Annotated in this window: 30 protein-coding genes, 2 tRNA genes and 1 pseudogene; 22 read left to right on the top strand and 11 right to left on the bottom strand. The window is 64.9% G+C overall.

All coding sequences use genetic code 11. From position 1 onward, the window contains the following. Positions 1-159: pseudogene (locus tag ASC45_RS16080) on the bottom strand (IS256 family transposase); the annotation flags it as partial. A gap of 234 nt (positions 160-393) precedes the next feature. On the opposite strand from ASC45_RS16080, the gene ASC45_RS15790 reads away from it, so the two are divergent. The 12 genes from ASC45_RS15790 to ASC45_RS15780 all read left to right on the top strand — a co-directional run bounded on the left by ASC45_RS15790 (position 394) and on the right by ASC45_RS15780 (position 7,942). Then, positions 394-1,110: a hypothetical protein gene (locus tag ASC45_RS15790; RefSeq protein WP_141655799.1), complete on the top strand. Its 717-nt coding sequence runs from the start codon at positions 394-396 to the stop codon at positions 1,108-1,110. Continuing rightward, positions 1,103-1,468: a helix-turn-helix domain-containing protein gene (locus tag ASC45_RS15605; protein ID WP_072243074.1), complete on the top strand. Its 366-nt coding sequence runs from the start codon at positions 1,103-1,105 to the stop codon at positions 1,466-1,468. The genes ASC45_RS15790 and ASC45_RS15605 overlap by 8 nt, the downstream gene beginning before the upstream one ends. A 17-nt stretch (positions 1,469-1,485) precedes the next feature. Continuing rightward, positions 1,486-2,610, top strand: coding sequence for a tyrosine-type recombinase/integrase (locus ASC45_RS13450; RefSeq protein WP_072243073.1), 1,125 nt, complete (start codon positions 1,486-1,488; stop codon positions 2,608-2,610). Positions 2,611-2,657: 47 nt separating this feature from the next. Further along, a complete protein-coding gene (locus ASC45_RS13445; protein ID WP_055451540.1) occupies positions 2,658-3,977 on the top strand; it encodes a tyrosine-type recombinase/integrase in 1,320 nt (439 codons plus the stop codon). A gap of 30 nt (positions 3,978-4,007) precedes the next feature. Then, positions 4,008-4,316: a type II toxin-antitoxin system RelE/ParE family toxin gene (locus tag ASC45_RS13440; protein WP_055451539.1), complete on the top strand. Its 309-nt coding sequence runs from the start codon at positions 4,008-4,010 to the stop codon at positions 4,314-4,316. Continuing rightward, the gene (locus ASC45_RS13435) at positions 4,313-4,588 is read left to right on the top strand and encodes a helix-turn-helix domain-containing protein (protein WP_055451538.1); all 276 of its coding nucleotides are present in this window, start codon (positions 4,313-4,315) and stop codon (positions 4,586-4,588) included. The genes ASC45_RS13440 and ASC45_RS13435 overlap by 4 nt, the downstream gene beginning before the upstream one ends. A gap of 99 nt (positions 4,589-4,687) precedes the next feature. Next, complete coding sequence (locus ASC45_RS13430; protein ID WP_055451537.1) at positions 4,688-5,563, top strand: hypothetical protein; 876 nt, start codon at positions 4,688-4,690, stop codon at positions 5,561-5,563. Positions 5,564-5,662: 99 nt separating this feature from the next. Next, positions 5,663-5,884 (top strand): hypothetical protein, encoded by a 222-nt coding sequence (locus ASC45_RS13425; protein WP_055451536.1) that lies wholly within the window; start codon positions 5,663-5,665, stop codon positions 5,882-5,884. 1 nt (position 5,885) lies between these two features. After that, on the top strand, positions 5,886-6,239 hold the full coding sequence (locus ASC45_RS13420; RefSeq protein ID WP_055451535.1) for a helix-turn-helix domain-containing protein: 354 nt from the start codon (positions 5,886-5,888) through the stop codon (positions 6,237-6,239). After that, entirely contained in the window at positions 6,232-6,867 is a 636-nt protein-coding gene (locus tag ASC45_RS15785) for a hypothetical protein (RefSeq protein WP_141655798.1), read from the top strand. The genes ASC45_RS13420 and ASC45_RS15785 overlap by 8 nt, the downstream gene beginning before the upstream one ends. Before the next feature lie 2 nt (positions 6,868-6,869). Beyond that, positions 6,870-7,286 carry a hypothetical protein gene (locus ASC45_RS13415; RefSeq protein ID WP_055451534.1) on the top strand — a complete coding sequence of 139 codons (417 nt, stop codon included), beginning with the start codon at positions 6,870-6,872 and terminating at the stop codon, positions 7,284-7,286. Next, positions 7,283-7,942: a hypothetical protein gene (locus tag ASC45_RS15780; RefSeq protein ID WP_055451533.1), complete on the top strand. Its 660-nt coding sequence runs from the start codon at positions 7,283-7,285 to the stop codon at positions 7,940-7,942. Before ASC45_RS13415 ends, ASC45_RS15780 begins: the two co-directional genes overlap by 4 nt. A 280-nt stretch (positions 7,943-8,222) precedes the next feature. On the opposite strand, the gene ASC45_RS13405 is transcribed toward ASC45_RS15780, so the two are convergent. The 7 genes from ASC45_RS13405 to pgsA form a co-directional block, all read right to left on the bottom strand. Beyond that, a tRNA-His gene (locus ASC45_RS13405) sits at positions 8,223-8,298 on the bottom strand. A gap of 65 nt (positions 8,299-8,363) precedes the next feature. Continuing rightward, a complete protein-coding gene (locus tag ASC45_RS13400) occupies positions 8,364-10,289 on the bottom strand; it encodes a SurA N-terminal domain-containing protein (RefSeq protein ID WP_055451532.1) in 1,926 nt (641 codons plus the stop codon). A gap of 91 nt (positions 10,290-10,380) precedes the next feature. Beyond that, positions 10,381-10,456, bottom strand: a tRNA-Val gene (locus ASC45_RS13395). A gap of 72 nt (positions 10,457-10,528) precedes the next feature. Further along, on the bottom strand, positions 10,529-10,801 hold the full coding sequence (locus ASC45_RS13390) for an HU family DNA-binding protein (RefSeq protein WP_055451531.1): 273 nt from the start codon (positions 10,799-10,801) through the stop codon (positions 10,529-10,531). 204 nt (positions 10,802-11,005) lie between these two features. Then, the gene (locus ASC45_RS13385) at positions 11,006-12,133 is read right to left on the bottom strand and encodes a tartrate dehydrogenase (protein WP_055451530.1); all 1,128 of its coding nucleotides are present in this window, start codon (positions 12,131-12,133) and stop codon (positions 11,006-11,008) included. A gap of 18 nt (positions 12,134-12,151) precedes the next feature. Continuing rightward, positions 12,152-13,003 (bottom strand): DMT family transporter, encoded by an 852-nt coding sequence (locus tag ASC45_RS13380; protein ID WP_425427636.1) that lies wholly within the window; start codon positions 13,001-13,003, stop codon positions 12,152-12,154. A 121-nt stretch (positions 13,004-13,124) separates the two neighbouring features. Next, positions 13,125-13,703, bottom strand: coding sequence for a CDP-diacylglycerol--glycerol-3-phosphate 3-phosphatidyltransferase (gene pgsA / locus ASC45_RS13375; RefSeq protein ID WP_055451528.1), 579 nt, complete (start codon positions 13,701-13,703; stop codon positions 13,125-13,127). Between the two features lie 152 nt (positions 13,704-13,855). Here pgsA and ASC45_RS15885 point away from each other — a divergent pair, with 152 nt between their 5' ends. Continuing rightward, on the top strand, positions 13,856-13,999 hold the full coding sequence (locus ASC45_RS15885) for a hypothetical protein (protein WP_167344857.1): 144 nt from the start codon (positions 13,856-13,858) through the stop codon (positions 13,997-13,999). Positions 14,000-14,036: 37 nt separating this feature from the next. Here the strand turns inward: ASC45_RS15885 and ASC45_RS13370 are convergent, their stop codons facing one another. Together ASC45_RS13370 and ASC45_RS13365 are read right to left on the bottom strand one after the other, a co-directional pair. Further along, a complete protein-coding gene (locus ASC45_RS13370) occupies positions 14,037-15,401 on the bottom strand; it encodes an ATP-binding protein (protein ID WP_055451527.1) in 1,365 nt (454 codons plus the stop codon). Between the two features lie 16 nt (positions 15,402-15,417). After that, positions 15,418-16,164, bottom strand: coding sequence for a response regulator (locus tag ASC45_RS13365; protein WP_055451526.1), 747 nt, complete (start codon positions 16,162-16,164; stop codon positions 15,418-15,420). 164 nt (positions 16,165-16,328) lie between these two features. Between ASC45_RS13365 and ASC45_RS13360 the strand changes: the two genes are divergently transcribed. From ASC45_RS13360 to ASC45_RS13320, 9 genes are all read left to right on the top strand, one after another. After that, positions 16,329-16,772 (top strand): hypothetical protein, encoded by a 444-nt coding sequence (locus ASC45_RS13360; RefSeq protein ID WP_141655797.1) that lies wholly within the window; start codon positions 16,329-16,331, stop codon positions 16,770-16,772. 26 nt (positions 16,773-16,798) lie between these two features. Continuing rightward, complete coding sequence (locus ASC45_RS13355) at positions 16,799-17,098, top strand: hypothetical protein (RefSeq protein WP_055451524.1); 300 nt, start codon at positions 16,799-16,801, stop codon at positions 17,096-17,098. A 19-nt stretch (positions 17,099-17,117) separates the two neighbouring features. Continuing rightward, on the top strand, positions 17,118-17,807 hold the full coding sequence (locus tag ASC45_RS13350; protein WP_055451523.1) for a DUF2202 domain-containing protein: 690 nt from the start codon (positions 17,118-17,120) through the stop codon (positions 17,805-17,807). A gap of 30 nt (positions 17,808-17,837) precedes the next feature. Continuing rightward, positions 17,838-18,473: a DUF2202 domain-containing protein gene (locus ASC45_RS13345; RefSeq protein ID WP_055451522.1), complete on the top strand. Its 636-nt coding sequence runs from the start codon at positions 17,838-17,840 to the stop codon at positions 18,471-18,473. 272 nt (positions 18,474-18,745) lie between these two features. Next, positions 18,746-19,354 carry a TetR/AcrR family transcriptional regulator gene (locus ASC45_RS13340; protein WP_055451521.1) on the top strand — a complete coding sequence of 203 codons (609 nt, stop codon included), beginning with the start codon at positions 18,746-18,748 and terminating at the stop codon, positions 19,352-19,354. After that, on the top strand, positions 19,351-20,499 hold the full coding sequence (locus ASC45_RS13335; RefSeq protein WP_055451520.1) for an efflux RND transporter periplasmic adaptor subunit: 1,149 nt from the start codon (positions 19,351-19,353) through the stop codon (positions 20,497-20,499). Before ASC45_RS13340 ends, ASC45_RS13335 begins: the two co-directional genes overlap by 4 nt. After that, positions 20,496-21,710, top strand: coding sequence for an ABC transporter permease (locus ASC45_RS13330; protein WP_055451519.1), 1,215 nt, complete (start codon positions 20,496-20,498; stop codon positions 21,708-21,710). Before ASC45_RS13335 ends, ASC45_RS13330 begins: the two co-directional genes overlap by 4 nt. A 1-nt stretch (position 21,711) precedes the next feature. Beyond that, complete coding sequence (locus tag ASC45_RS13325; protein WP_055451518.1) at positions 21,712-22,425, top strand: ABC transporter ATP-binding protein; 714 nt, start codon at positions 21,712-21,714, stop codon at positions 22,423-22,425. A 43-nt stretch (positions 22,426-22,468) separates the two neighbouring features. Next, entirely contained in the window at positions 22,469-23,959 is a 1,491-nt protein-coding gene (locus ASC45_RS13320; protein WP_055451517.1) for an efflux transporter outer membrane subunit, read from the top strand. On the opposite strand, the gene ASC45_RS13315 is transcribed toward ASC45_RS13320, so the two are convergent. Then, positions 23,940-24,260 carry a c-type cytochrome gene (locus ASC45_RS13315; protein ID WP_055451556.1) on the bottom strand — a complete coding sequence of 107 codons (321 nt, stop codon included), beginning with the start codon at positions 24,258-24,260 and terminating at the stop codon, positions 23,940-23,942. The two genes, ASC45_RS13320 and ASC45_RS13315, sit on opposite strands and share 20 nt — an antisense overlap. Positions 24,261-24,307 lie beyond the last annotated feature (47 nt).

The following is a 24,307-nucleotide window of genomic DNA, read 5'->3' as shown; positions in this document are numbered from 1 at the left end:
GAGCCGGGCGGCGCTCTTCTCGTCGTAGCCGGCGCCGCAGCGCCCCTCGACGTCGAGTTCCATGAGGCGCTGGGCCATGAACTGCACCATCTGGCGCAGCACGTCGACATCGGCCCCCTTCTCAGCGAGCTCGGTCAATGCGATAGGGGCGTGGGTCATCGTGGTTTCCTTCAGACAAAGTTGGTGGGTTCGCACCTCAACCTTATCCGGACTTCACGATGGCCACCCCCATCACCAGGGACGACCGGCGCGCGGTGAGCTGCTCCGGGCTACGCCCTTCGCAGCTCACCGCTTCAAAGACTTACACCACGCCCGGGGACATTACCCGATCCCTTCACTGGAGAGCCACGCAGGCTATGGGTCGTATGGCTGGGCAAGGCATGGGCGGAGATCATGCGCCTGGACAAGGTGCTGAACTACGATCCGACGCCCATCGCCCGCTTGGAACACGGCGTCAGCCAAGCCGTGGCGCGTCTCCTGATCACCCATAGCGTCGACAGACAACCCAACGGCGGATGGAAGATCGACACCGTGATCGAAGCGACTGCTGGCGCGCTAAACGACCAAGATATGAGAAATGCGCGGCGCCGCTTGCGCTCCGACGCGGCCGGCCTGAGAGAAATTGGGATCGAAATCGACGGCGACAGGGTGCGGCGCGTGCCACAGCCGCCCAATCGCGTGCCACAGCCGCCCGATTTGTGCCACACCCGCCCAGTCCCTTTAGGTATTTCAGGTCTCTTTAGACCTGAAATGGCAGACTCCTTGCCGGAGCCCGCCATTCAGGCACACCTGCTCCCCGCAGGACACCCGCCCCTACCGGGGCTGGTCACCGCAGCATGCCCCGCACCTGCCGGTGCTCTGGCTTTTGGCCGACAGCACGATGGCGATCAGGCATCCGTTGCTGGAACTGGCACTGTTGCTGGCGACGAGGAAAACCGACCGCGCATCGTCGCTGGCTCCATACGCGGAAGGCCAAAGGCGAAAGGCGGCCTTCTGACGGGGTTGATTCATCGTTCCACGACATCGGCGTCACCAACGACTCGAAAGGCCGCCCAAGACGATTCTGCCGCGTTTTCGGGGCATTCAAACACCGGGGCAACCCATGGCTAACACGCTCACCTTGATCCAGGCAGCCGAAATGCTGCACATCTGCCCCGAAACCGTGGTGAACCACATCCGCCACCACGGCCTGCCGGCGGCAAAGCTGGGGCGCAGCTACACGTTGATCGACGATGACGTGATCGAATGGGTACGCACACAATATCTCAACGGGAAAAAGCAGGAGAACGCCTCATGCGCGTCTATCGGCGTGGACAGAGCCTTACTTGGTACATCGACATCACCGTCGATGGCGAGCGCATTAAGCGAAGCGCTGGCGCCACAGAAAGAGCGCAGGCGAAGGAATATGCCGCCCAGGTTGCGAGTGACCTCTGGCGGGTCAAGCGGCTCGGACAAGCCCCGTCCGTAACCTGGGATGCCGCCGTCTTGGCATGGCTGCAGGAGTTCGGGCATCGGCGCTCCATCGAGGACATCAAGCTCAAGCTGACCTGGTTAACCTACCAGGGCGGTCTGCAGGGGGTGGCGCTCAAGGACATCGACGCACAGCGCGTGCGGCAGATCATGGCCGCACGCCGCGACTGTCCGGTGAACCGGCGCGCCATCGAGCATGCCATCGCCGCAGGCGAGAAACCGCCTACCCCCAAGCCCGCAGCCGCCGGCACCGTCAACCTGCACATGGCCGAGCTGTCCAAAATCCTGCACTACGCGCACAAGCGGGGATGGATCGACCGTGTGCCGCCGATCACCAAGCAGCCGCAGCCTGCCAAGCGCATGACCTGGCTCACCCCTGAGCAGGCGAGCATACTGCTGGCCGAGCTGCCCACGCATCTGCGCCAGATGGCCCGCTTCGCCCTGTCAACAGGCCTGCGTGAAACCAACGTGCGCATGCTGACCTGGACTCAGGTCGACATGGAACGCCGTACGGCCTGGATTCATGCGGATCAGGCCAAGGCCGGTAAGAACATTCCGGTCCCGCTGAACGCCGACGCCTTGGACGTTCTCCACGAGCAACGAGACCAGCACCGGCGCTGGGTGTTCCCGGTCTATCGCCGCGACACGAAAACGGCCGATGCGCCCACTGGGAAGATCTGCAATCACGCCTGGCGCAAGGCATGCGTCAGGGCGGGAGTGCCCGAGCTACGGTTCCACGATCTGCGCCACACTTGGGCAAGTTGGCACACGATGGCGGGTACACCTGCAATGGTGCTGAAAGAACTTGGGGGATGGGCCAGTCTGGCGATGGTGGAGCGTTACACCCACCTGAGCCCCGGTCATCTGGCCGCCTGGGCCGACCGGGTTTCTGTCTCAAATCTGGAACAAGTGCCAGAACTCGGAGCAGAATCAACGCAGCGCGACGTTGGTAAGTCCGCGCAAGTTCAGAAGAAATCTTTGGGGTGGCTGATGGGACTCGAACCCACGACGACAGGAATCACAATCCTGACAGAACGGCATTCCGCAGTGTTGACGCGCATAGCCGTTTCAATAAAAAACAAGCACTTACGCATGCTTCGACGCATCGAAGCGTTGCCATGTATTCCCGAAAATGCCTAAAATTTCATTACACGGCCATTACACGGGCCGATTTGGAGGGCTGGGACATGGGCAAACGCGAGAACTTCACAGCGGGACGGGTGGCGGAGTTCGCATGCCCGCCGGGCAAGCAACAGGCCATTTTTTGGGACGCCAGACAGCCCGGCCTGGGGCTTCGCGTGACGGCAGCCGGTGCCCGCGCCTATGTATTCCAAGGCTGGCTAGGCGCTGGCGCTGTTCGCGTGACAATTGGCACGCCTGCCGCCTGGACACTCGACGCGGCCCGCAAGGAAGCCGCCCGGCTGAAAGTGCTGGTGGACAGCGGCACAAACCCGACCGAGAAGCGCCGCGAACTGGAGCAGGCCAAAGCCGCCGCCAAAGTGCAGGAGCAAACCCAGCGCCAGCGGGAAAGCCTGACGGTGGGCGAAGCATGGGCCGCCTATGTTGAGGAACGCCGCCCGCACTGGAGCGCGCTGCACTTGCGCGACCATATCGACAAGGCCCGGCCTGGTGGCGCTGATTCCAACGCCAGGGGCCAGGCAGGCAGAAAAACACAGCCCGGCCCGCTGGCTGAGTTCATGCCGCTGGCGCTGGCAAAGCTGGACGCCGCCAGTATCGAGGCATGGGCGCAGCGTGAAGGCCAGACGCGCCCGGCATCGGCTCGGCTTGCATGGCGACTGCTGGGGGTGTTTCTCACCTGGTGCGCAGAACAGCCGCAGTATGCGGGCATCGTGCGGACGCCGAACCCCGCCAAGACACGCCGCACCCGCGAAGCCCTGGGTAAGCCCGGCAGGAAATCGGACGTGCTCACCCGCGAGCAACTGCCCGCCTGGTTCGCCCATGTGCGCCAGATTCAAAATCCGACGATTGCCGCCGCGCTACAAGTCATGCTGCTGACGGGTGCCCGGCTTGGTGAAGTGCTCACCCTGCGCTGGGAGGATGTGGGCACGCAGTGGCGCAGCATCGTGATACGGGACAAGGTGGAGGGCGAGCGCATGATTCCGCTGACGCCTTTTGTGGCGCACTTGCTGGCGCTACTGCCGCGGCGCAATGCCTGGGTGTTTTCGAGCCCGAGCAGCGCCAGCGGGCAGATTGCCAAACCGAACACGCCGCACGCCCGCGCCTGCACTGCCGCCGGAATCGAGGGCCTGACACTGCACGGCCTGCGCCGCAGTTTCTCGACACTCACCGAATGGCTGGAAATTCCCGCCGGTGTAGTGGCGCAAATCATGGGGCACAAGCCCAGCGCCACAGCCGAACGGCATTACAAGGTGCGCCCGCTCGACTTGCTGCGGGTTCACCATGAACGCATCGAGGCGTGGATTCTGGAGCAGGCCGGGGTGAGTTTCGAGCAAGCCGCGCCAGGGTTGCGCGTGGTGCAGGCATAGCAATAAGGCGATAACATGTAAACATGGACAGTGCAGCTACACCCCGCATCCGAGCCCGAGCTGCGGGCGCTTCCGGCGGACATGCAGGCGCGCTTGCTGCGGGTGGCCGACATGCTGGAGACCTTTGGGCCGCAGCGCGTCGGGATGCCCCATGTTCGCCCGTTGGAGGACAAGCTATGGGAGATGCGGGCGCAGGGTCGGGACGGCATCGCCCGCGCGGTCTACGTCGCCCAGCACGGCCGCACCCTGACCGTGCTGCATGTGTTCGTGAAAAAGACGCAGACAACCCCGCGCGCCGCCATCGAGACCGCGCGCAAACGCCTGGAGGCCATGCGATGAAGTCCCTGAAACAGATGAAGGCCGAGCTACTGGCCGCTCCCGCGGTGAAGGCCGAATACGACGCCCTGGCCGATGAATTCGCCATCGCGCACGAGCTAACCGCCGCACGCGCCCGCGCCGGGCTGTCACAGGCCGAGGTCGCGCAGCGGATGGGCACGACCCAAAGCGTGGTCGCCCGCCTGGAAAGTGGTCGTCGCCCGCCGTCGCTGCGCACGGTGCAACGCTACGCGCAAGCCGTGGGAGGCCGCGCCGTGGTGCGCATCGAGGCATGACAGTTCAGCGCCAGGCTACCTCGACGGGGAGAAAAGCGGGAACCTTCGCCCGCCTGCCTGGTGCCCGTGAATGAAGGCCAGCGCAGGAGGAGCGCAAGCATGACAGACAAGCAACCCGAACAGCGCAACGCCCCGACGCCTGAAGCCATCGCAACGTTGCGCGCATCGGGCTGGAGCGAGGCGCAGATTGAAGCCCAGTGCCAGCAATTCGAACGCATCAGGGCAGCGGGTGGGTTCCAAAACTGGGTTGTCATGTGCGAGGCCGCACGCATTCAAAGCGAGGCAAGGGGCTACACGGTGCCGCCGGAAAACTTCAGGGTGCGCGAGTACGGCACGATAACCGAGCAACTGGCAGCAATCGCAGCCGAACCAGATAACGGCGCTCCGCCCGCGCTGTGGGCCTTCTGGTTCGCTGCTGAACTGCGCGAGCGCAACCCCGGTATGGACAGCGCGGCACGGACTGTCGCAGAGGGGCAAATCATGCGCGCGTTCGAGGCGCACGCCGACGCGCTGCCGCTGCGTCAGCCGCCGAGCGGGTTGCTGTGGCCGAAGGGCCAGCCGCTGCCGCCGGGCTGGCGCGAAGGGCTTTACATGACGAAGGCAGAGCTTCGAGCCTGGGCCAAAGAATGCGCGCCGGACTTTCTGGGCAGTGCGCTACTGGCCGAACCGCAAGCAGCGCCAGCGGGTGAGGTTGCAACGATTGCAGGGCCGGGCACGGTGCGCCACAACACGAAGGGCAAGAGAGCGCAACCGCTGGACGCAGAGATTGAAGCAGCCAAGCACGAAGCGACGAACCCCAACGATGCGCACGCGGTTTATGCCGTGCTTCAGCGATGGGCCGAGGAGCGCAAGGCCCCGTTTATTGGGTTCGCCGAAGGTGAAGGCATCAAGTATCAAACGCCCGCTGGTGAGGTGGATTTTTTCAGGTTCGACGCGCTACGCAAGCGCATGAGCCGCGCCGCGAACGCCCGCTAACGGACGCCAGCGCCCGCGAGCGCCCGCAGCTATCGGAGAACCGGAAAACGCCGCATAACTTGCGAAACCATCGCAACCGACCCCATAGGAGGGGAACCGATGGACACGCAAAACATGCCGCCCGAACTGGCCCGCATCGCACAGGGGCGGGACTTCCTGACAACCGCCGAATTCGCCCGAACCGTGGGACGCGCGCCGCAGACTGCGCGCAAGAATTTTTGCATCGCCGGGCATTGCTGCGGCGTGAGGCCGCGCAATGTCGGAGGCCGCTTGCTGTGGCCCATCGCAGACGTGGCCCGCCTGCTGACCGAGGGGGCTTGACATGGACGCCCCCAAAAAGGAAAACCCCGGTTGCAGCCGGGGGCGGTTCGAGGCAGCACAGCAAGAACTGTTCGAACGGCCGCCATTTTCTCCCGAGTGGCCGAGCAACGCAACGAAGGAAGGCCAATTGCTGGCCGCGCTGCTGACTGGCGCGAGCTTCAACCATGCCGAGTTCATTGGCGAGGCTCGCACCTGGCGCCTTGCTGCCTACGCCCATGCGCTCAAGCGCCGAGGCTGGCACGTTCGCACGTTGACCGAGGACGGCCAGCCCTGGACCGGCAAGCATTGCGGAGTCGCCAGGTATTCGCTGGACCCGGCCGACATTGACGCTATGGGAGGTGCCGCGCATGGCTAAGAGGCGACGCAACGCACCCACTGAATCCGTGTCCGGCCGCTATGTCCCGCTGCCGCATAGCGTGCTGGACAGTGCCGCGTTTCAGTCCTGCGGGCACATGGCAAAGGCGCTGCTGTTGGAACTCATGCGACAGCACAACGGCGCGAACAACGGGCATATCCGGCTGTCCCGGTCCTGGCTTGCAGGACGCGGCTGGGGCAGCGTGAGCAGCATCAACGCGGCCCGCGATGAGTTGCTGCGCAACCGGCTGATTGTGCAGACCCGACACGGTGGCCTGCGCAACGGCTCGCACTTCTACGCGCTGACCTGGCTGGCCGTGACCGACTTTGCCGGGCTGGACATCTCGCCGCAGCAGTACCACCCCGGCGCCTACCTGCTGCCGCTGCAAAAACAAAACGGCTGTCCGTCCAGCGGTCCTGGAAACACCGCTGCAAGACCGTCCAGCGGTCCTAGCGAAACCGCTGCAAGACCGCCACACGGTCCAGAAACTGCCGTTTTTGGCGCTTCGCCAAGACCGCCTCACGGACACAAGTTAACTATGCCATTCCCTACGGCCAAGGTTCGGGGGCAGGCATTGGCGACGAATCCGCACGCGGCCCGAATGGCTCCCCGAGATTGGAGGCATTGAACATGATTGACGCATTGATTGGTGGCACGCTGCACGCCGCCGCGGTGGGGAAAACCGCCAGCAATGGCAAGCCCTACGCAACCGCCAAGGTGCGGGCAGCGGTGGGCACTGAATCGGTTTTCGTGAACGTGATTTGTTTCGACGCCACGGAATGCGCTGCGCTGCTGGCGCTGTCTGCTGGCGAGCCGGTATCGCTTGCCGGTGAACTCACGCCGAAGGTATGGACACCCGCGAATGGCGAGCCGCGCCCGGTGCTGGACATGGTGGCGCATGCGGTGCTGACAACCTACGCCGTGCAGCGCAAACGCAAGGCCGTAGAGCCTAAAGCGCAGCACAGCAAGGGCACTGCACAGGCCAGGCAACAGCGAGCCGCTATGGACTCGCTGGAGCCTTTGGACGATGGGGGGACGTTGCTATGAGCGCGAAACACAAAACGCCCATAGGCCGCACCGTGAAAATTCGCGCGGATGAGCCGAACGCCCCGCGCGGCGAAATCATCGGTAAATTGACCGTGGACGGCGTATTACCGCTGGCGTTCGCATCGCACCTGTTTGCCGTTGACTACGGTGTCGAGGTCGATTTGACGGCGATGCACGAGCGCATGATGACCGCAGCGGCGGACGCATCAGGCGGTGAGCTAGGAGCATTGGAGCGCATGCTGTCGGCACAGGCACAGACCTTGAATGTCATGTTCACCGAACTGGCGCGGCGGGCTGCGCTGAACATGGGCGAGCACCTGGACGCGACCGAGACTTACCTGCGTTTGGCGTTTAAGGCGCAAGCGCAAAGCCGAGCGACGGTCGAGGCGCTGGCCGAAATCAAGAACCCGCGCGCCGTGGCATTCGTCAAGCAAGCGAACATCGCGCAGCAGCAGCAGGTGAACAACGGCACGCCGCGCGTGGAGGATTCACCGAAGCCTGCAAACGAACAATCATGCCTGGAGGCACCGAATGAGTGGAGCACACTGGACACCCGAGCAAAGACAACGCCAGCGCGAAGCAATCCAGCGATGGAAACCGTGGGAGCAGTCCACCGGGCCAAAGACGCCCGAGGGAAAGGCCGCATCGTCGGGTAACGCCCTGGTGCATGGCCTGTTCGACGCACGCAGCCGCGAGGCACTGCGCCACATCCATGAGCTACTGCGGGAGCAGCGCCAGGCTCTGAAGAGGCTTTGACGCCAACGCCTTCATTCGCGCATGACCCACACCACCGCCCGGCCATTGCGCCGGGTTTTTCATGCCCGCCGAACCTGCCGAGATGCCAGGCATTCCCGTGCGCGCATTACACAGCCATTACATGAACGCCAGGCAACAAAAAGCCCAGCGGGTGAGGCTGGGCTAAGTTCTTGATTTATTTGGGGTGGCTGATGGGACTCGAACCCACGACGACAGGAATCACAATCCTGGACTCTACCAACTGAGCTACAGCCACCGCAGAAAATCAAACATTCTATACGAAACGCCTTGTGTGCTTGAAGAGCTTTAGCCAGCGCACATTCAACCTGCGGCGGTGGTGCCTTCGGCGTTTGGTTTGTAGAAAATTTCCACGCCGAAGCGTTTCTTGAGCGCCTCGATGTAGGCGTCCATGATGCCCTGGGTGAGAAGCTGCTGCTCGGCGCCAGCTGCCGCGTTGACGAGTACCGGGGGAGCTTTGCCTTCGGTCACTTTGTCGAGTTGCAAGACAGCGTAGCCACCGGCCCCGAGATCCACGCCCGCCAAAGTCGGCAGCTTGTCTGTGCCAAGACCGAAGGCTTTGGCGACGACGGCCGCCGGGACATCTGGCGAGGGTTGGGTTTGATCCAGCGTGATCGGTGCCCCGAATTTCAGCGTTGTGGGCGACTTGAGAGCCTGCTCCCCTGCGCTGCGCGCGAGTTCGGCAGCGCGCTGCTCCACGAGCATCTGCTTGGCCTGGTTCTCCACCTCGGCGAGGGGAAGGGTTTGGGCCGGGCTGTACGACAGCACGCGGCCGGAAGCCCAGACATTGGGCGCGATCTGCACGGCCTGGATGTTGTGCTTGTTGCGCAGGCTGTTCTCGGCAAACAGGGCGTCGAGGAAAGCTTTGCTGGACAGCGGATCGGTGCTGCCAGGAGCCTGTGGCTGAGGAGTGCGTGTGACGTTGTTGGCGGTCTGCACCTTCAGCTTGAGCTTGTTTTCGACGGTCTTGAAGCTGTCGGGGTGTTCATAGACGGCATTGGTGAAGGTCTCGACATCGGCGGCGAGTTGCTTTTGCGCGGCCTCCTGCCGCATCAGCTTTTCGATGCCGGGTTTGGCGGCGTCGAAGGGCTGCTGGCTGCCTGGCTTGATGCCGGTCAGCTCGATGATGTGGTAGCCGAACTGGGTCTTGATCGGCCCGACGATGTCGCCGATCTTCTTCATGCCGAACACGGCGTCGGCAAAGGGCTTGACCATCGCGTCGGCGGTGAAATAGCCGAGGTCGCCGCCCTTCTCTGCGGAACCAGGGTCTTGTGAATCCTTGCGGGCCAGTGCAGCGAAATCGGACGGATTCGCTTCGACCTGCTTGGCGATGGCCTCGGCCTTGGCTTTGGCCGCCTCCTGCTGGGAGGGGGTGGCGTCGCTCGGCACGGTGATCAGGATGTGGCTGGCACGCCGCTCGGCTGGCGTGGAAAACTTGGCTAGGTTGGCGTCGTAGTAGGCCTTGATCTGCTCGGGCGTCACCTGAATCTGGTCAGCCAGCGTGTTGGCGCTCAGCACCACATACTGAATGTCCACTTGAGCGGGCTTCTGAAACTTCGCCTTGTTGTCCTCGTAAAAGCTCTCAACCTGCTGCGGCGTGACCTGAACCTGCGCCGTGTAGTCGGCGGGCTTGAACAGCGCCAGACGCACTTCGCGCTGTTGTGCCGCCGCCTTGGCAGCAGCCTCGGCCAGAGCCTTGCTGTCGATTACCGATCCGGTCAGCCCTCCGAGCACCTGCTGCAGGATGAGCTGTTCGCGCACTTGCGCTTCGAACTGGGCGGTATTCATGCCCTGCGCCGCGATCAGGCTGCGGTAGGCCTGCACATCGAAGCTGCCATCGGGCTTGCGCAGCGCCGCAATCTGCGGAATCTGCAGAATCGCCTGCTGCACCTGTGCATCGGTCACTGCGAGATGCTCGCGGCGCGCTTCGAGCTGCAGCAGGATCTGGCGGATCAGACCGTTCAAGGTGCGCAGCTTCTGTTCGGGGGTATCGAGTTGCTTGATGTCCACGGCGCTGCCCAACATACTTTGCAGGCGCGCGATCTCCTCGCGATTGGCCGCGTCGAGTTGTTGCATGGTGATCTTCTGGCCACCGACCTTGGCCGCCACATCCGCATTTCCCTCAAAGCTAGAGTAACCCTGGATTCCAAACAGCACGAAGGACGGAAAGATCAACACGAACAGCACGATTTGCATCAGCTTGCTGTGTTTGCGTATGGATTCGAGCATGGTGGCGAGGCTTGGAGAGGGGTGCCCTGTGAGGCCGACTCACAGAGGGATCAAAGACAGGTGAAGAATGATCGACCTGCGCAACAGCCGTTGGTGGGTGCTGAGGGGTTCGAACCCCCGACCTACGCCTTGTAAGGGCGCCGCTCTACCAACTGAGCTAAGCACCCGGCCGTTGCCATTGCGGCCCAGGTCTTGCAAGCCGAACGATCGTGCCTGCGGGCTTGGGCCTTGGACAACTCTTACTTGATGGCGTCTTTCAGGCCCTTGCCCGGACGGAACTTCGGAATCTTGGCGGCCTTGATCTTGATGGCGGCGCCGGTGCGCGGATTGCGACCCGTGCGCGCGGCACGCTTGGTGACAGCAAAAGTGCCAAAGCCGATCAGCGAGACGCTGTCGCCTTTCTTCAGGGTGCGTCGCACGGCATCGACCAGGGCGTCGAGCGCGCGGCCAGCCTGGGCCTTGTTGAGATCGGCGTTTTTGGCCATGTGTTCAATCAGTTCAGCCTTGTTCACTTGTGTCCCTCTTCAGTCTGGATAACGGCGCAAAGCCGCGCCCTGCGCCAAAAAATCGCGCCCTGCTCAGGGCGCGCGATGATCGGTCGCGACGATCGATTGATTAGAGCCGGGGCGATTTGCCCCTGTCAATGCGGCATATCAGTGATGGCGTTGTACACGCCAAAGAGCGTGCATTCTAGCCACGTCTGTCAGCGGCACGCCTCATCGGCCCGGCAGCGCGAGCGATCCGACGCACTCTGCCACGGCCCGCCCGACATCGGCCGTCGTCGCCTTGCCACCAAGATCGGGGGTGCGGGGTGCGCCGGAGGCGGGATCGAGCACCGTCTCGATCCCGCGCAAGATGGCATCGTGGCCATCGCGTCGGCCGAGAAAGTCGAGCATCAGCGCCGCACTCCAGATCTGCGCAATGGGATTGGCAATGCCCTTGCCCGCGATGTCGGGCGCCGAGCCGTGTACCGGCTCGAACAGCGATGGGAACTTGCGCTCCGGATTGAGGTTGGCCGAAGGCGCGATGCCGATGGTGCCGCAGCAGGCGGGGCCAAGGTCGGACAGGATGTCACCGAAGAGATTGCTCGCCACCACCACGTCGAACGCCTGCGGACGTTGCACAAAGTGCGCGGTCAGGATATCGATGTGAAACTGATCGCGCGTCACGTCGGGAAACTCGGCTGCGATGGCCTCGACGCGTTCGTCCCAAAACGGCATGGTGATGGCGATGCCATTGGATTTGGTCGCCGAGGTGAGATGTCTGCGCGGCCTGCGACGCGCCAGCTCGAAGGCGTATCGCAACACGCGATCCACGCCGAGGCGGCTCATCACCGTCTCCTGCATGACGATCTCGCGCTCGGTGCCTGCAAACATGCGCCCACCGATGCTGGAGTATTCGCCTTCGGTGTTTTCGCGCACGATCAGCATGTCGATTTCACCGGCGGCATAAGGGCTGCCGTCGCGTTTGACCAGGGGTGAGCGCACCCCCGGCATCAATCTGGCCGGACGCAGGTTAACGTATTGGTCGAAAGCACGCCGAAATTGCAGCAGCGACCCCCACAGCGAGACATGGTCGGGCACGGTCTTCGGCCAGCCGACGGCGCCGAAAAACAGCGCGTCGTGGCCGCCGAGTCTCTCTTTCCAGTCGTCGGGCAGCATCTGGCCGTGACGCTCGTAATACGTGCACGAGGCAAAGTCGAAATGATCGAACTGGAGCGCGATGCCCAGGCGCCGCGATACGGCGTCGAGCACCCGCAGCCCCTCGGGAACGACCTCCTGCCCGATGCCATCGCCCGCCATCACGGCAATGCGCAACGGTGGTGAATCCACGGCTTTCTTCATTGCATCTCCTGTCTACGGTCAGCCTCGAGCCGGGGGCGACCAGCGCGTCACGGCCATCACCCCGGCGGCCACCAGCGCCATGCCCACCCAGGTCGTCAGACCGAGCGTCTCGTGAAACAAGGCCCACCCCATCAGTGCGGTCACCGGGGGAACCCAATAAATCAGGCTGGTCACCTGCACCGCGGCGCCGCGCTGGATCAGCAGGTAGAGCAAGGCACCGGCTCCCACCGTCAGCGCCAGTACCGACCAGGCCAGCGCACCGATGAGCTGCCCGTTCCACACCACCGATTCCGACTCGATCAGTGCGAACGGCAGGCTCAGCAGCAGGGCCGCGGCGAGCTGTACGGTCAACGCGCTCCACACCGCAACCGGGCGGACATAGCGCTTCTGCCACAGCGTACCGGCCGTGATGCTGCCCAGCGCCAGCAGCGACAACATCAGGTTGTGGACGCTGAGTTCGCCGCCGTCGAGCTTGTGCAGCACCACCAGCGCCAGCCCACCGAAGCCCAGCAGCAGGCCCAGCCATTGACGCAGGTGAATGCGCTGGCCTCCGGCGGAAACCAGTACCGCGGTCAAAAGCGGCTGAAGCCCGACGATCAAGGCCACCGTGCCCGCGGGAATGCCATGTTTGACCGCCGCCCAGACACCGCCGAGATAACCCGCCTGCATCAGCGCCCCGACCACCGCGAGATGCAGCCATTGCCTGCGCCCACTGGGCCACTCCGTGCGAAGCCAGGCGGCCAGAGGCAACAGAACCGCGAGCGAGAAGGCGTAGCGCAGACTGAGAAATTTCAGCGGAGGCGAATACGGCATGCCATACCGAGCCACGATGAAGCCGGTGCTCCAGATCAGCACGAACACCCAGGGCATCACCCGCTTGAGCACGGGCGCAGACACCGCCGCTGCCGCGCTCACGTCAGTTCCGCACGGCCGTTCCGAAGGAACTGACGCCCCCTCGGGGGGAACGCGCGCAGCGAGCAAGGGGGCCGTTTCATACCAGTTTCATGCCGGCCAGGGCGATGCGGAAGTAATAGAGCATGGACCAGAGCGTGAGCACGGCCGCCACCCAGATCAGCCATTGACCGATCCACACCGTGTCGATGACCCCGAACAGCACGCCGTCGAACAAGAGGAAGGGTATGGCGACCATCTGCACCGCCGTCTTCACCTTGCCGATGTAGCTCACCGCCACGCGGCGAGACTGGCCGATTTGCGCCATCCACTCACGCAGGGCCGAAATGGCGATTTCGCGGCCGATGATGATCAGCGCCACCAGGGCGTCGATGCGACCGAGCTGCAGCAGGATGAGCAGGGCCGCAGTCACCATCAGCTTGTCGGCCACAGGGTCGAGAAAGGCGCCGAACGACGAGGTCTGATTCCACTTGCGCGCCAGATAGCCGTCGAGCCAGTCGGTGATGGCGCTCAGAATGAACAAAACGGTCGCGGTGAGATTGCGCTCGGGCAGCGTCATCCAGCCCGCGGGCAGGAAGTACACCCCGACGATGAGGGGAATGGCCGCCACGCGCGCCCAGGTGAGCAGCGTCGGCAGGTTGAGCGCGCGTAAGGACATGGAGCAAGTGGAGGCGTATTCGTCGAGCCCGGCATCAGCCGCAGTACCCGGCTGCCGTCAGCGGCTGCGTGGGCAGCGCCGAAAAACCGCGGGTCGCCGTAATCAGCATGATAGGGTGTGAACGAATTTTCCCCATGCAGGAAACGCTTCGAATGAACGCAAGCTGGTTTGCCACCCATGTCGATCTTCTTCTCTACATCTATGGCGGCATCGCCATTGCGCTGGTGATCTGGACCTTGTGGCGGGCGCGCAAGCGCAAGCGGGCTGCCCGCAAGCGAGATGGCATTGAGCCCTGATGTTCCCTGAGGCGGCGCTTCGCGCCTGCACTGGTGCTCAGGCTGACGGCTTTTCAGGCACGTCGACCCAGGCCTGCAAGCCACCGCCCTCACGCGCCTGCAAGCCTGTCGGCCAGCCATGCTGCTGTGCCAGTTGGCGCACGATGGCCAGGCCCAGACCCGACCCCGCCCCCGGGGTACGCGCCTTGTCCAGACGCACAAAGGGCTCGAACACGGCTTGAAGCTGGTCGGCCGCAATACCCGGGCCGCGGTCGTCAATCGACAGACGCACCCAACCCTGTTCGGGCGCAGGCTCGGCCCGCAGGGTGATGGAGCCTGGCGCATGACGAACCGCATTGCCCAGCAGGTTGTCCACCACGCGTTGCAGCGCGCTGACATCCACCCAGGCGTGCAGATCGGCAGGGCATTGCACGTCGAGCGTGCAGCCCTGCGCCTGCGCCCAGTCTGCATGCTCCTGGCGGCGTTGTTCAAGCCAGGGCAGCAGTTCGAGTTCTTGCGGCGCCTGCATCTGCAGCCCGCGCGCCAGTTGCAGCACGTCGCCGATCAGGCGGTCCATCGCCAATACGTCGCGTTCGATCTGATCGAGCCGGGCATCGCTGGGTTGCATGCGCTGCAGTTCGAGCGCCAGGCGGATGCGCGCCAGCGGCGTGCGCAGGTCGTGCGACACGCCGGCCAAAAGAACAGTGCGCGCCTGCAGCAGGTCATCGATGCGCTGCGCCATCTGGTTGAAATGCGCCGTCAGCCGCGCGAGTTCGCGCGAACCGCCTTCGGGCAGGCGCTGCGGCACGTCGCCGCGCGCTAGCTTGGCCGCAGCCCGTTCCATGGCCTCCACCGGGCGGGTGATGCGCCTTGCCCACCACAGCGCAAGCACGATGGCTATGGGCAGGGTCAACAGCAGGCCGAGCAGCAGCGCGCGCAGAGGCTGGGTCTGGATGCGGCTGTTGTCCACCCCCACGCCGATGTCGCGCCCGCCTGCGGGAATGCTGGTCCACAGCCAGACATGCCCCTGCGCATCGACGCGCTTGTCGAAATAGACCGCATGGCCCAGACGCTGCCGCAAGGCGCTCTCCAGGTAGCCGATGTAAAAGCCGTGGATCAGCCCTTGATCCGCTGGGGCGGCCATGCCGGGCTGAAGGCTGAGCCGATAGTGCTGCTGCAGTTCGCGCTCGAAGGCCGGGCGCGTTCCAGGAGGAAGTTCGGCCCAGGTATTTGCCGACAGCACCATCAGCCCGGCGAGATCGTGCGCCGACCGCTGCGCCATGGGTTGAAGCACGAACAGCAGCGCCACCGTGGCAAAGGCGCATTCGAGCCCCAGCACCAGCACCAGCATGGCGCGCACCGTCTGCCGACGCAGGCTGGGCGTGCGCAGCCAGGTGTCGATCAGACGGGGATCGCGGCGCATTGCGGCCAGAGGCGGCTCAGATTTCGGCACCCGCAGGGTTGAACAGATAACCCTGCCCGCGGATGGTGCGAATGTAGACGGGGTGAGCCGCGTCGGGCTCGATCTTGCGGCGCAGACGGGTGACGCGCACGTCGATGCTGCGGTCAAAGGCGTCGCGCTCGTAGCCCTTGAGCCAGTCGATCAGTTGATCGCGGCTGAGCACCCGGTTGGGGTGCTCAGCCATGACTTGCAGCAAGGTGAACTCGGCGACGCTCAGGCCCACGTCGCGTCCGTCGCGCAGCAGGCGAAAGCCCGGGGCGTCGATCACGAAGGGGCCGAACCGTTTCACACCCTGCGCGGCGGCATCTGTGCGCTGCTGCGGCTCCGCGAGAGCGCCCGATGGCGCCCGCCGCAGCAGGGCACGCAGGCGCGCGAGCAGCTCGCGCGGACTGAAGGGCTTGGGCAGGTAGTCGTCGGCACCGACTTCGAGGCCGATGACGCGGTCGATCTCGTCGCCGCGCGCCGACAGCATCAGGATGGGCAGATCGCCATCGCGGCGCAGCTCGCGCGCCAAGGCAAGGCCGTCTTCGCCGGGCAACATGATGTCGAGGATGACGGCCTGTGGCCTGGCGCGCGCCAGGCTTTCACGCATGGCCTCGCCATGAGCGGCCAGATCGACCTCGTAGCCGTTGCCCACGAGATAGTCGCGCAGCATGGCGCGCAGCTCGGGATCGTCATCGACCACGAGGATGCGCGGATTGTGGGGTGTTGGCGTGGGTTGCATGGGTCGAAGTCTAGGCGTGGCGCGGCGGGTTGCGCGCATCCGGAAATGCGCTGAAACAAAGCGTCACGCAGCGCAACCCTGGGGATGTGGCAGGACATCCCGGCGAAACCCTCGTGGCGAAACATGTCGGCATCGACCACGACCACTGCCTTGTCCGCTTCACCATGTCCTGCCGCCCTGCCCTGTTCCGTCGCATTGTCGCGTCAGCCAGCCTCGTTCCGCTTCTGGCGAGCATGGGGCTGGCCTGCGCGCAGACGCCGACTCTTGGCAAAGGCGCGCTGTTCGAGTCGTCCCGTCAGGTGGCGAACGATCAGGCACGGCAGATCGAGAGCGGCGCTGCGGCACCCCTGCGTCAGGTGCAGCCCCCGGTGGCCACGGGCATTGCCCCGGCGTTCCAGGAGTTGCAGGGCGGCGGGCAGAACCATGGCGCACAGGACTCGCCTTTCGGTACGGGCTACGAACGCCGCATGGAGCGTGCCGCAGCGGCCGCCGGACTGTCTGCAGGCTCGCCCGCACGCCCCGCTGCGGCAGGGGCAGCTGCAGGCGGTGCGGGCGCTGCGGGCGGCGGACAGCCAGGCGGACATGGCAGTGGGCGTGGTCGACGCTGATTCCTCTTCATCTCTAGGAGTTCATCATGAAACACAGCAAATCTCTTCGTCTCGCTCTTGCCGCAGTCGCCATGACAGCCGCGGGTTCCGTCTTCGCCGCAGGCATGGGCGGTGGCGGCATGGGTGGTGGCATGCCCGCCGGTGCGGGCACCGGCACGGGCCAGATGCAGCAGCATCAATACCAGCACCGCAATATGCACCAGAACGGCGGCCAGGGCGCAGGCCAGGGCAGCGCGCAGGGCCAGAAGCTGCAACAGCGTGACCGCGTGCAAGACCCGTCCCTGCACTCCACCACGCCGACGACTGCCGTCGCTCCGACGAACTGATCTCCCTAAGGACCAAACCATGCAACGCCGACTCTTCCTGGGCTCTGCCCTCGGGGCTGCGCTGCTGGCCCTGGGTGGCTGCGGCGGCGGAGATACCTCCGTCGCCGCAGCGCCCGCGACCACGGACGCAGCCTCCGCCACCGCACTCGCCGCGCTGAGCGCGCAGCTCGACGCGACGCCTCCGTCCACGCTGTCCGATACCGAAGCGCAGGCGCTGGTGTTCATGCGCGAAGAGGAAAAACTCGCCCGCGATGTGTACCAACTGCTTTATGCGCAGTGGGGGCAAAAAGTGTTCAACAACATCGCCGCCAGCGAACAGCAGCACATGGACGCCGTCGCCCTGCTGCTGACGCGCTACAACCTGCCCGATCCGGCGGCCAATACCGCAACGGGTGTGTTCGCCGACCCGGCGCTGCAGCAGATGTTCAACACCCTGATGGCGCAAGGTCAGACCTCGCTGATCGGTGCGCTCACGGTCGGCGCGACCATCGAGGATCTCGACATCCTCGACCTCGAACAGCGTATCGCCGCCACGGACAACGCCGACATCGCCCTGGTGTTTGGCGAACTGATGAAGGGCTCGCGCAACCACATGCGTTCCTTCATTTCGCAGTTGACCAAGCAGGGAGTCACCTACACGCCGCAGTACATCACCCAAGCCGAGTTCGACGCCATCGTCAACAGCCCGATGGAAACCGGTAGCGTCTGACCCCGTCTTCCCCATCCACCTGGAAATCCCATGACCCTATTTCCTTCCATCCTCTCCAAGACTACGGTCACCTTGGTCGGCATCCTGCTGGTCAGCGCGGCGTTTGCCGGAAACGGCGGCCGCCCCACGGGCGCCAGCACCCGCACCCTCGACGCCACCGAGTCCGCTGGCATTGTCATCATGCGCGAAGAAGAAAAGCTCGCCCGCGATGTGTACCAACTGCTCTACACCCAGTGGGGCCAGCCCATCTTCTCGAACATTGCCGCGAGTGAACAGCAGCACATGGACGCCGTCGGCACGCTGATCTCGCGCTACAAACTGCCCGACCCGGCGTCCCATACCGCCACAGGCGTGTTCGTCGATGCCGAACTGCAGACCATGTTCAATGCCCTCATGAGCCAGGGCCAGAGTTCGCTGCAGGCGGCTTTGCAGGTCGGCGCCACGATCGAGGATCTGGACATCAAGGATCTGAACGAACGCATTGCCCAGACCGACAATCCGGATGTGAAACTGGTGTACAGCAATCTACTGAAGGGCTCGCGCAACCATTTGCGCGCCTTCGTGTCCCAGCTGGCCACGCTGGGTGTGACCTACGTGCCGCAGTACATCACCCAGGCCGAGTTCGACGCCATTGTCAACAGTCCGCAGGAGAGAGGTAGCGTCTGACCTCAGAGGAACGGACGTGAGCCGGATTTGGCCCGCGTCCGCTCCCATGCCATCCTGCCCCGACGTGACGCCACAACACCAGCTTGCATGGTGATGAACACGCTCCGGCATCTGATCCGTGGACTCGCCTTGCTGATCCCCTTCGGCTGGGCCGTCGTCGTCGGCGCGCACTGACTTCAGTGAACGGATGCAGCGCCGCTGCATCCGTTCACTCTTACTTGCAAGCTCGTCACACTGAAGTTAGTATTCAATTACTTACTTTACAGGACTCAATGGATACGCATTCCCTACATCTACCCGCCGACGTGCGCCGCGAGGTCACGGTCGAAGCGGTGATCGCGCTGGCTGCCGAGCACAATCCCGGCGACATCACCACCAGCGCCATTGCCCGCCACATGGGGCTGACGCAAGGCGCGCTGTTCCGCCACTTTCCCAGCAAGGAGGCGCTGTGGGAGGCGGTGATGGACTGGGTAGCGGCCCGGCTGATGGCGCGGGTGGACGCCGCCATGGGCACGCACAGCGATGCCCTCGACGCCCTGGAAGCGGTGTTCCTCACGCACTGTGACTTCGTTGCCGAGCATCCGGGGGTGCCGCGCATGCTGTTCGGTGAACTGCAGCGCGCCGAGGACACCGCCGCCAAACGCGTCGCTCGCAGCCTGCTCTCGGCCTACGGCAAGCGCCTGCGCCTGCTCATTACCACGGGCCAGCAGCGCGGCGAACTGAGTTCAGACATCACCGCCGACGCCGCCGCCGCGATGTTCATCGGCGCCATCCAGGGCCTGGTGATGCAGACCCTGCTGACCGGCAAACCCCAACACATTCGCAGCGCGGCACCTGGAGTGTTCGCGCTGTACCGTCGCTGCATTCGGAGCCAGCCATGACGTTTTCCGCAATGAACCGCCGCACCCTGCTGCTGCTTGCCGTACTGGTGCCCATTCTGATCTTGCTCGGCTACGTGGCGCTGCGCTCGGGGCCGCTGGCTCCGGTGCCGGTCACTATAGCCAAAGTGGAAAGCCGCGCCCTGCAACCGGCTCTGTTCGGCATCGGCACCGTGCAGGCGCGCTACACCTACAGCATCGGCCCGACCGTGGCCGGGCGGGTGTTGCGGCTGAACGTGCATGTGGGCGACCAGGTCAAGGCCGGCCAGCTGCTGGGTGAGATGGATCCGGTCGATCTCGGCCAGCGCCAGACCGCGCTCGATGCGGCGATGCGCAGCGCGCAGGCGCAGTTGCAGCAGGCGCAGGCGCAGCGCGACTTCGCCGCCAGCCAGGCCGAACGCTACGAGCAACTGCTCGCCGTGCATGGCACCAGCAAGGAGGTGGCCGATGTGAAGCGCCAGGAGCTGCGCGTGGCCGATACCGCGCTGGCCGCCGCCCGCGACGCCGTCAAACGCGCCCAGGCGGATGCCCAGGGCGTGGGCGCGCAGCGCGGCAATCTCAAGCTCATCGCCCCGGCGGATGGCCTGATCACCGCCCGCGACGCCGACCCCGGCACCACCGTGGTCGCCGGGGCGCCGGTGATCGAGATGATCGACCCGAACAGCCTGTGGATCGACACCCGCTTCGACCAGCTCAGCGCCAGCGGCCTGGTCGCAGGCGAGGCGGCGCGCATCGTGCTGCGCTCGCGCTCGGGTCAGACCCTGGCCGGCAGCGTGCTGCGCGTGGAGCCGCTGGCCGACGCCGTCACCGAGGAAACTCTGGCGAAGGTGCGCTTCGCTCAAGTGCCGCAGCCCCTGCCGCCGCTGGGCGAACTGGCCGAGGTGACAGTGAGCCTGCCCGCCCTGCCTGCGCGCCCGACCCTGCCCAACGCCAGCCTACAGCATGTGGACGGCAAGCTCGGCGTGTGGCGCATCCACGCGGACAAGCTGGAGTTCGTGCCCGTCAAAGTGCTGGGCAGCGACCTCGAAGGCCATGTCCAGGTCGAGGGCGTGAAGGCGGGTGAACACGTGGTGGTCTATAGCCAGCGCAGCCTGCGCGCGGGCAGCCGCTTCAGCATCGTCGACCGCATTCCCGGAGTGACACCGTGATCAGCCTGGCCGGCCGCGACATCCTGCACGCCTGGGGCAAGTTCGTCTTCACCGGCATCGGTCTGGGCCTGCTGATCGGCGTGACCCTGACCATGGCCGGGGTCTATCGCGGCATGATCGACGATGCCATGGTGCTGCTGGACAACAGCGGCGCCGACCTGTGGGTGGTGCAGAAGGACACGCAAGGGCCGTACGCCGAGTCGTCCAGCCTGTATGACGATACCTGGCGCGGCATCGCCGCCATGCCGGGCGTGGCCAGCGCCGCCAATGTCACCTACCTGACCATGCAGGTGCGCGCGGTCAACCGCAGCCAGCAGCGCGACGTGCGCGCCATGGTGGTGGGCGTTTCCGCCGACGGCCACGGCACGGCGGGCTGGCCGCCCTATCTGGTAGCCGGGCGCCAGATCACCCGCAGCCACTACGAGGCCGTGGCTGACATCGCTAGCGGCTTTCGCCTGGGCGACACCCTGCAGATCCGGCGCAACCGCTACACCGTGGTCGGTCTGACCCGGCGCATGGTGTCGTCCAACGGCGACCCGATGGTGTTCATCCCGCTCAAGGACGCGCAGCAGGCGCAGTTCCTCAAGGACAACGAGGCCATCCTGCAACAGCGCCGCCGCACCGCCGAAAATCCGGCCTTCAACCGCCCCGGCGTGCCGGGTCTGCTCGACGCGGTGATCGCCTCGCAAAGCAGCAACAACTATGTCAACGCCGTGCTGGTGCGCATCAAGCCCGGCACTACCGCCAACGAAGTAGCTGAACCCATCCGGCGCTGGAAGCGGCTCACGGTGTTCACCCGCGCGCAGATGGAAGACATCCTGGTCAACAAGCTCATCGCCACCGCGGCCAAGCAGATCGGCATGTTCATGGTCATCCTGGCCATGGTCAGCGCGGCCATCGTCGCCTTCATCATCTACACCCTGACCATGGACAAGATCCGCGAGATCGCGGTGCTCAAGCTCATCGGTACGCGCAACCGCACCATCGCCGCCATGATCATGCAGCAGGCGCTCGCGCTCGGCCTGATCGGCTTTGCCGTGGGCAAGATCACCGCCACCTTTGCGGCGCCGATCTTTCCGAAGTATGTGCTGCTGCTGCCGGACGACTCGCTCAAGGGCTTGGCCGCCGTCATCGTCATCTGCGCGCTGGCCAGCCTGATTGCCATCCGCATGGCGCTCAAGGTCGATCCGGCCGAGGCGATCGGGGGGTGAGATGAGCACGAACAAAGGCATCCGCATCGAAGGCTTGAAAAAGCGCTACGGCAGCGGCGACACCGCAGTGGACGCGCTCAAGGCCGTGTCCATGCAGGTCGATCCCGGCGAGGTGGTCGGACTGGTCGGGCCGTCGGGCTCGGGCAAGAGCACCCTGCTCAAGTGCCTGGGCGCGGTGATCGACCCCACGGCCGGGCGCATGATTCTGGGCGACGAGGTGATCTACGACGACGCCTGGAAGGTGCGCGATCTGCGCGCCCTGCGCCGCGACAAGATCGGCTTCGTCTTCCAGGCGCCCTACCTCATTCCTTTCCTCGACGTCACCGACAACGTCGCCCTGCTGCCCATGCTGGCCGGCATGCCCAATGCCGAGGCACGCGCGCGGGCGCTGGAACTGCTCACCGCGCTGGATGTGCAGCATCGCGCCAAGGCCATGCCCTCGCAGCTGTCCGGGGGCGAGCAGCAGCGCGTAGCCATCGCCCGTGGCTTGGTCAACCGCCCACCGGTGATTCTGGCCGACGAACCCACCGCGCCGCTCGACTCGCAGCGCGCCATGGCGGTGATCCGCATCCTCAACGACATGGCGAAGAAGTATCAAACCGCCATCATCGTCGTCACCCACGACGAGAAGATCATCCCCACCTTCAAGCGCATCTACCACATCCGCGACGGCGTGACCCACGAGGAGGCGGGTGAAGGCCGCGGCTTCGACTGACGGGGAAACCAACACACCCGCCCCCAATTCACGGAATCGCAGCATGAAAATTCTGCCTCACACCCTACGCAAGCGCAGCGCGGCCCTCGGCCTGTCCGTCCTCGGCCTGGCAGGTTGCGCCGTCGGCCCTGATTTCAAATCGCCAGCTCCGCCAGCCGTGGCGGGGTACACCGCAACGCCGCTGCCCGTGCAGACCGCGTCGGCACCGGGCGCGCTCGGCGGGGCGCAGCGTTTCATCGCGGGTCAGTCCGTGGCCGACGACTGGTGGAAGGCGTTCGGCTCGGCCAAGCTCGATGCGCTCGTGCGCCGCGCCCTGCAGCACAGCCCCACCATTGCCGCGGCGCAAGCCACGCTGCGTCAGGCCAAGGAGACTTATGCCGCGCAAAGCGGCGCCACGCTCTACCCGCAGGTCGGCGCCACGCTGGGCGCGCAGACCCTGCAAAACAACAGCGCGGCAATGGGACTGCCCGGGGCAGAAAGGCGCTACGACCTCTACAACGCCGGATTGGGCGTGAGCTACGCTCTCGACCTGTCCGGTGGCAACCGCCGGGCCCTCGAAGCGCTGGCGGCGCAGACCGACTGGCGGCGCTATCAACTCGAAGGCGCGCGCCTGACCCTGATCGGCAGCCTCGTCGCCACGGCGGTGAATCAGGCGGTGCTCGCGGAGCAGGTGCAGGCGCTGGAGCGTCTTCTCGTCAACCAGCGCGGGCAGTTGCAGATCATGCACGAACGCGTGCGGCTGGGCGTGGCGACCGACAGCGATGTCGCTGCCTTGCAGACCCAGATCGAGCAGACGCGCGCCAGCATTCCGCCACTGCGCAGCCGCCTGGAACAGACCGCACACCTGCTCGCCGTACTCAGCGGTCAGGCACCGGGGTTGGCTGACGACACCCGATTCACCCTCTCCGACTTCACCCTGCCGAACGAACTGCCGCTGAGCCTGCCCTCCGAGCTGGCGCGGCAGCGCCCGGACATTCTCGCCGCCGAAGCGCTGTTGCATGCCGCCAGCGCGCAGATCGGCGTGACCGTGGCCAAACAGTATCCGCAGCTCACGCTCAGCCCCTCGGTCGGCAGCCAGGCGCTCACCGCGGCAAGCCTGTTCAGCAGCGGGTCGCTGATCTGGGGCCTGGCTGCACAACTCGCGCAACCCGTGTTCAAACCCGGCTTGAAGGCCGAAGAACGCGCCGCGCAAGCCGGGTTCGACGCGGCCGCCGCCAACTACCGCGAAACCGTGCTCCAGGGTTTGCGCCAGGTCGCCGACGCGTTGCGCGCGCTGGAGTATGACGCGCAGGCGCTGCAGGCGCAAACCGGGGCCGATGCCGCCGCGCAGCGGTTCAGCGACCTGGCCGAGCGGCAATATGCCTTGGGCAGCGCGGATGCCTTGCAACTGCTCATTGCGCAGCAAAAACTGGAGCAGGCGCGGCTTGGATTGATTGCCGCACAGGGCGCGCGGCTGATCGACACCGCCGCGCTCTATCAAGCCCTCGGCGGCGGCCTGCAGCAAACGCCGCGGCTTACTTCTTCCCCGGTTTGAGATCGGCGAAATACATCGCGATCTGATCGATGTCGGAGTTGCTCAGCGGCTTGGCCATCGGCCCCATGATGGGGTTGGGCCGCGTGCCGTCGCGAAATTCCTTGAGCGTCTGCACCAGATAGTCTTTGTTCTGCCCGGCGAGGTTGGGATAGGTGGGAAGAATGGCATGACCATCCACGCCGTGGCATGAGAAACACACACCGAACTTGGCGTTGAGCGCGGCAGTGGGCGCGGCTTGCGCCATGGAGGTGGTCAGGATGACGCTGGCGGCTGCCAGCAGAGTGGTTTTCAGAAGAGTCATGATGAGCAATCTGGAATCAGGAAGTTGAACGGGCGGACCTGCGCCCG

Source organism: Thiomonas bhubaneswarensis, assembly GCF_001418255.1.
In the GTDB taxonomy this organism is placed as follows: domain Bacteria; phylum Pseudomonadota; class Gammaproteobacteria; order Burkholderiales; family Burkholderiaceae_C; genus Thiomonas; species Thiomonas bhubaneswarensis.
The sequence above is the reverse complement of the archived record's forward strand: the minus strand, read 5'-3'. Positions and strand labels throughout refer to the sequence as shown.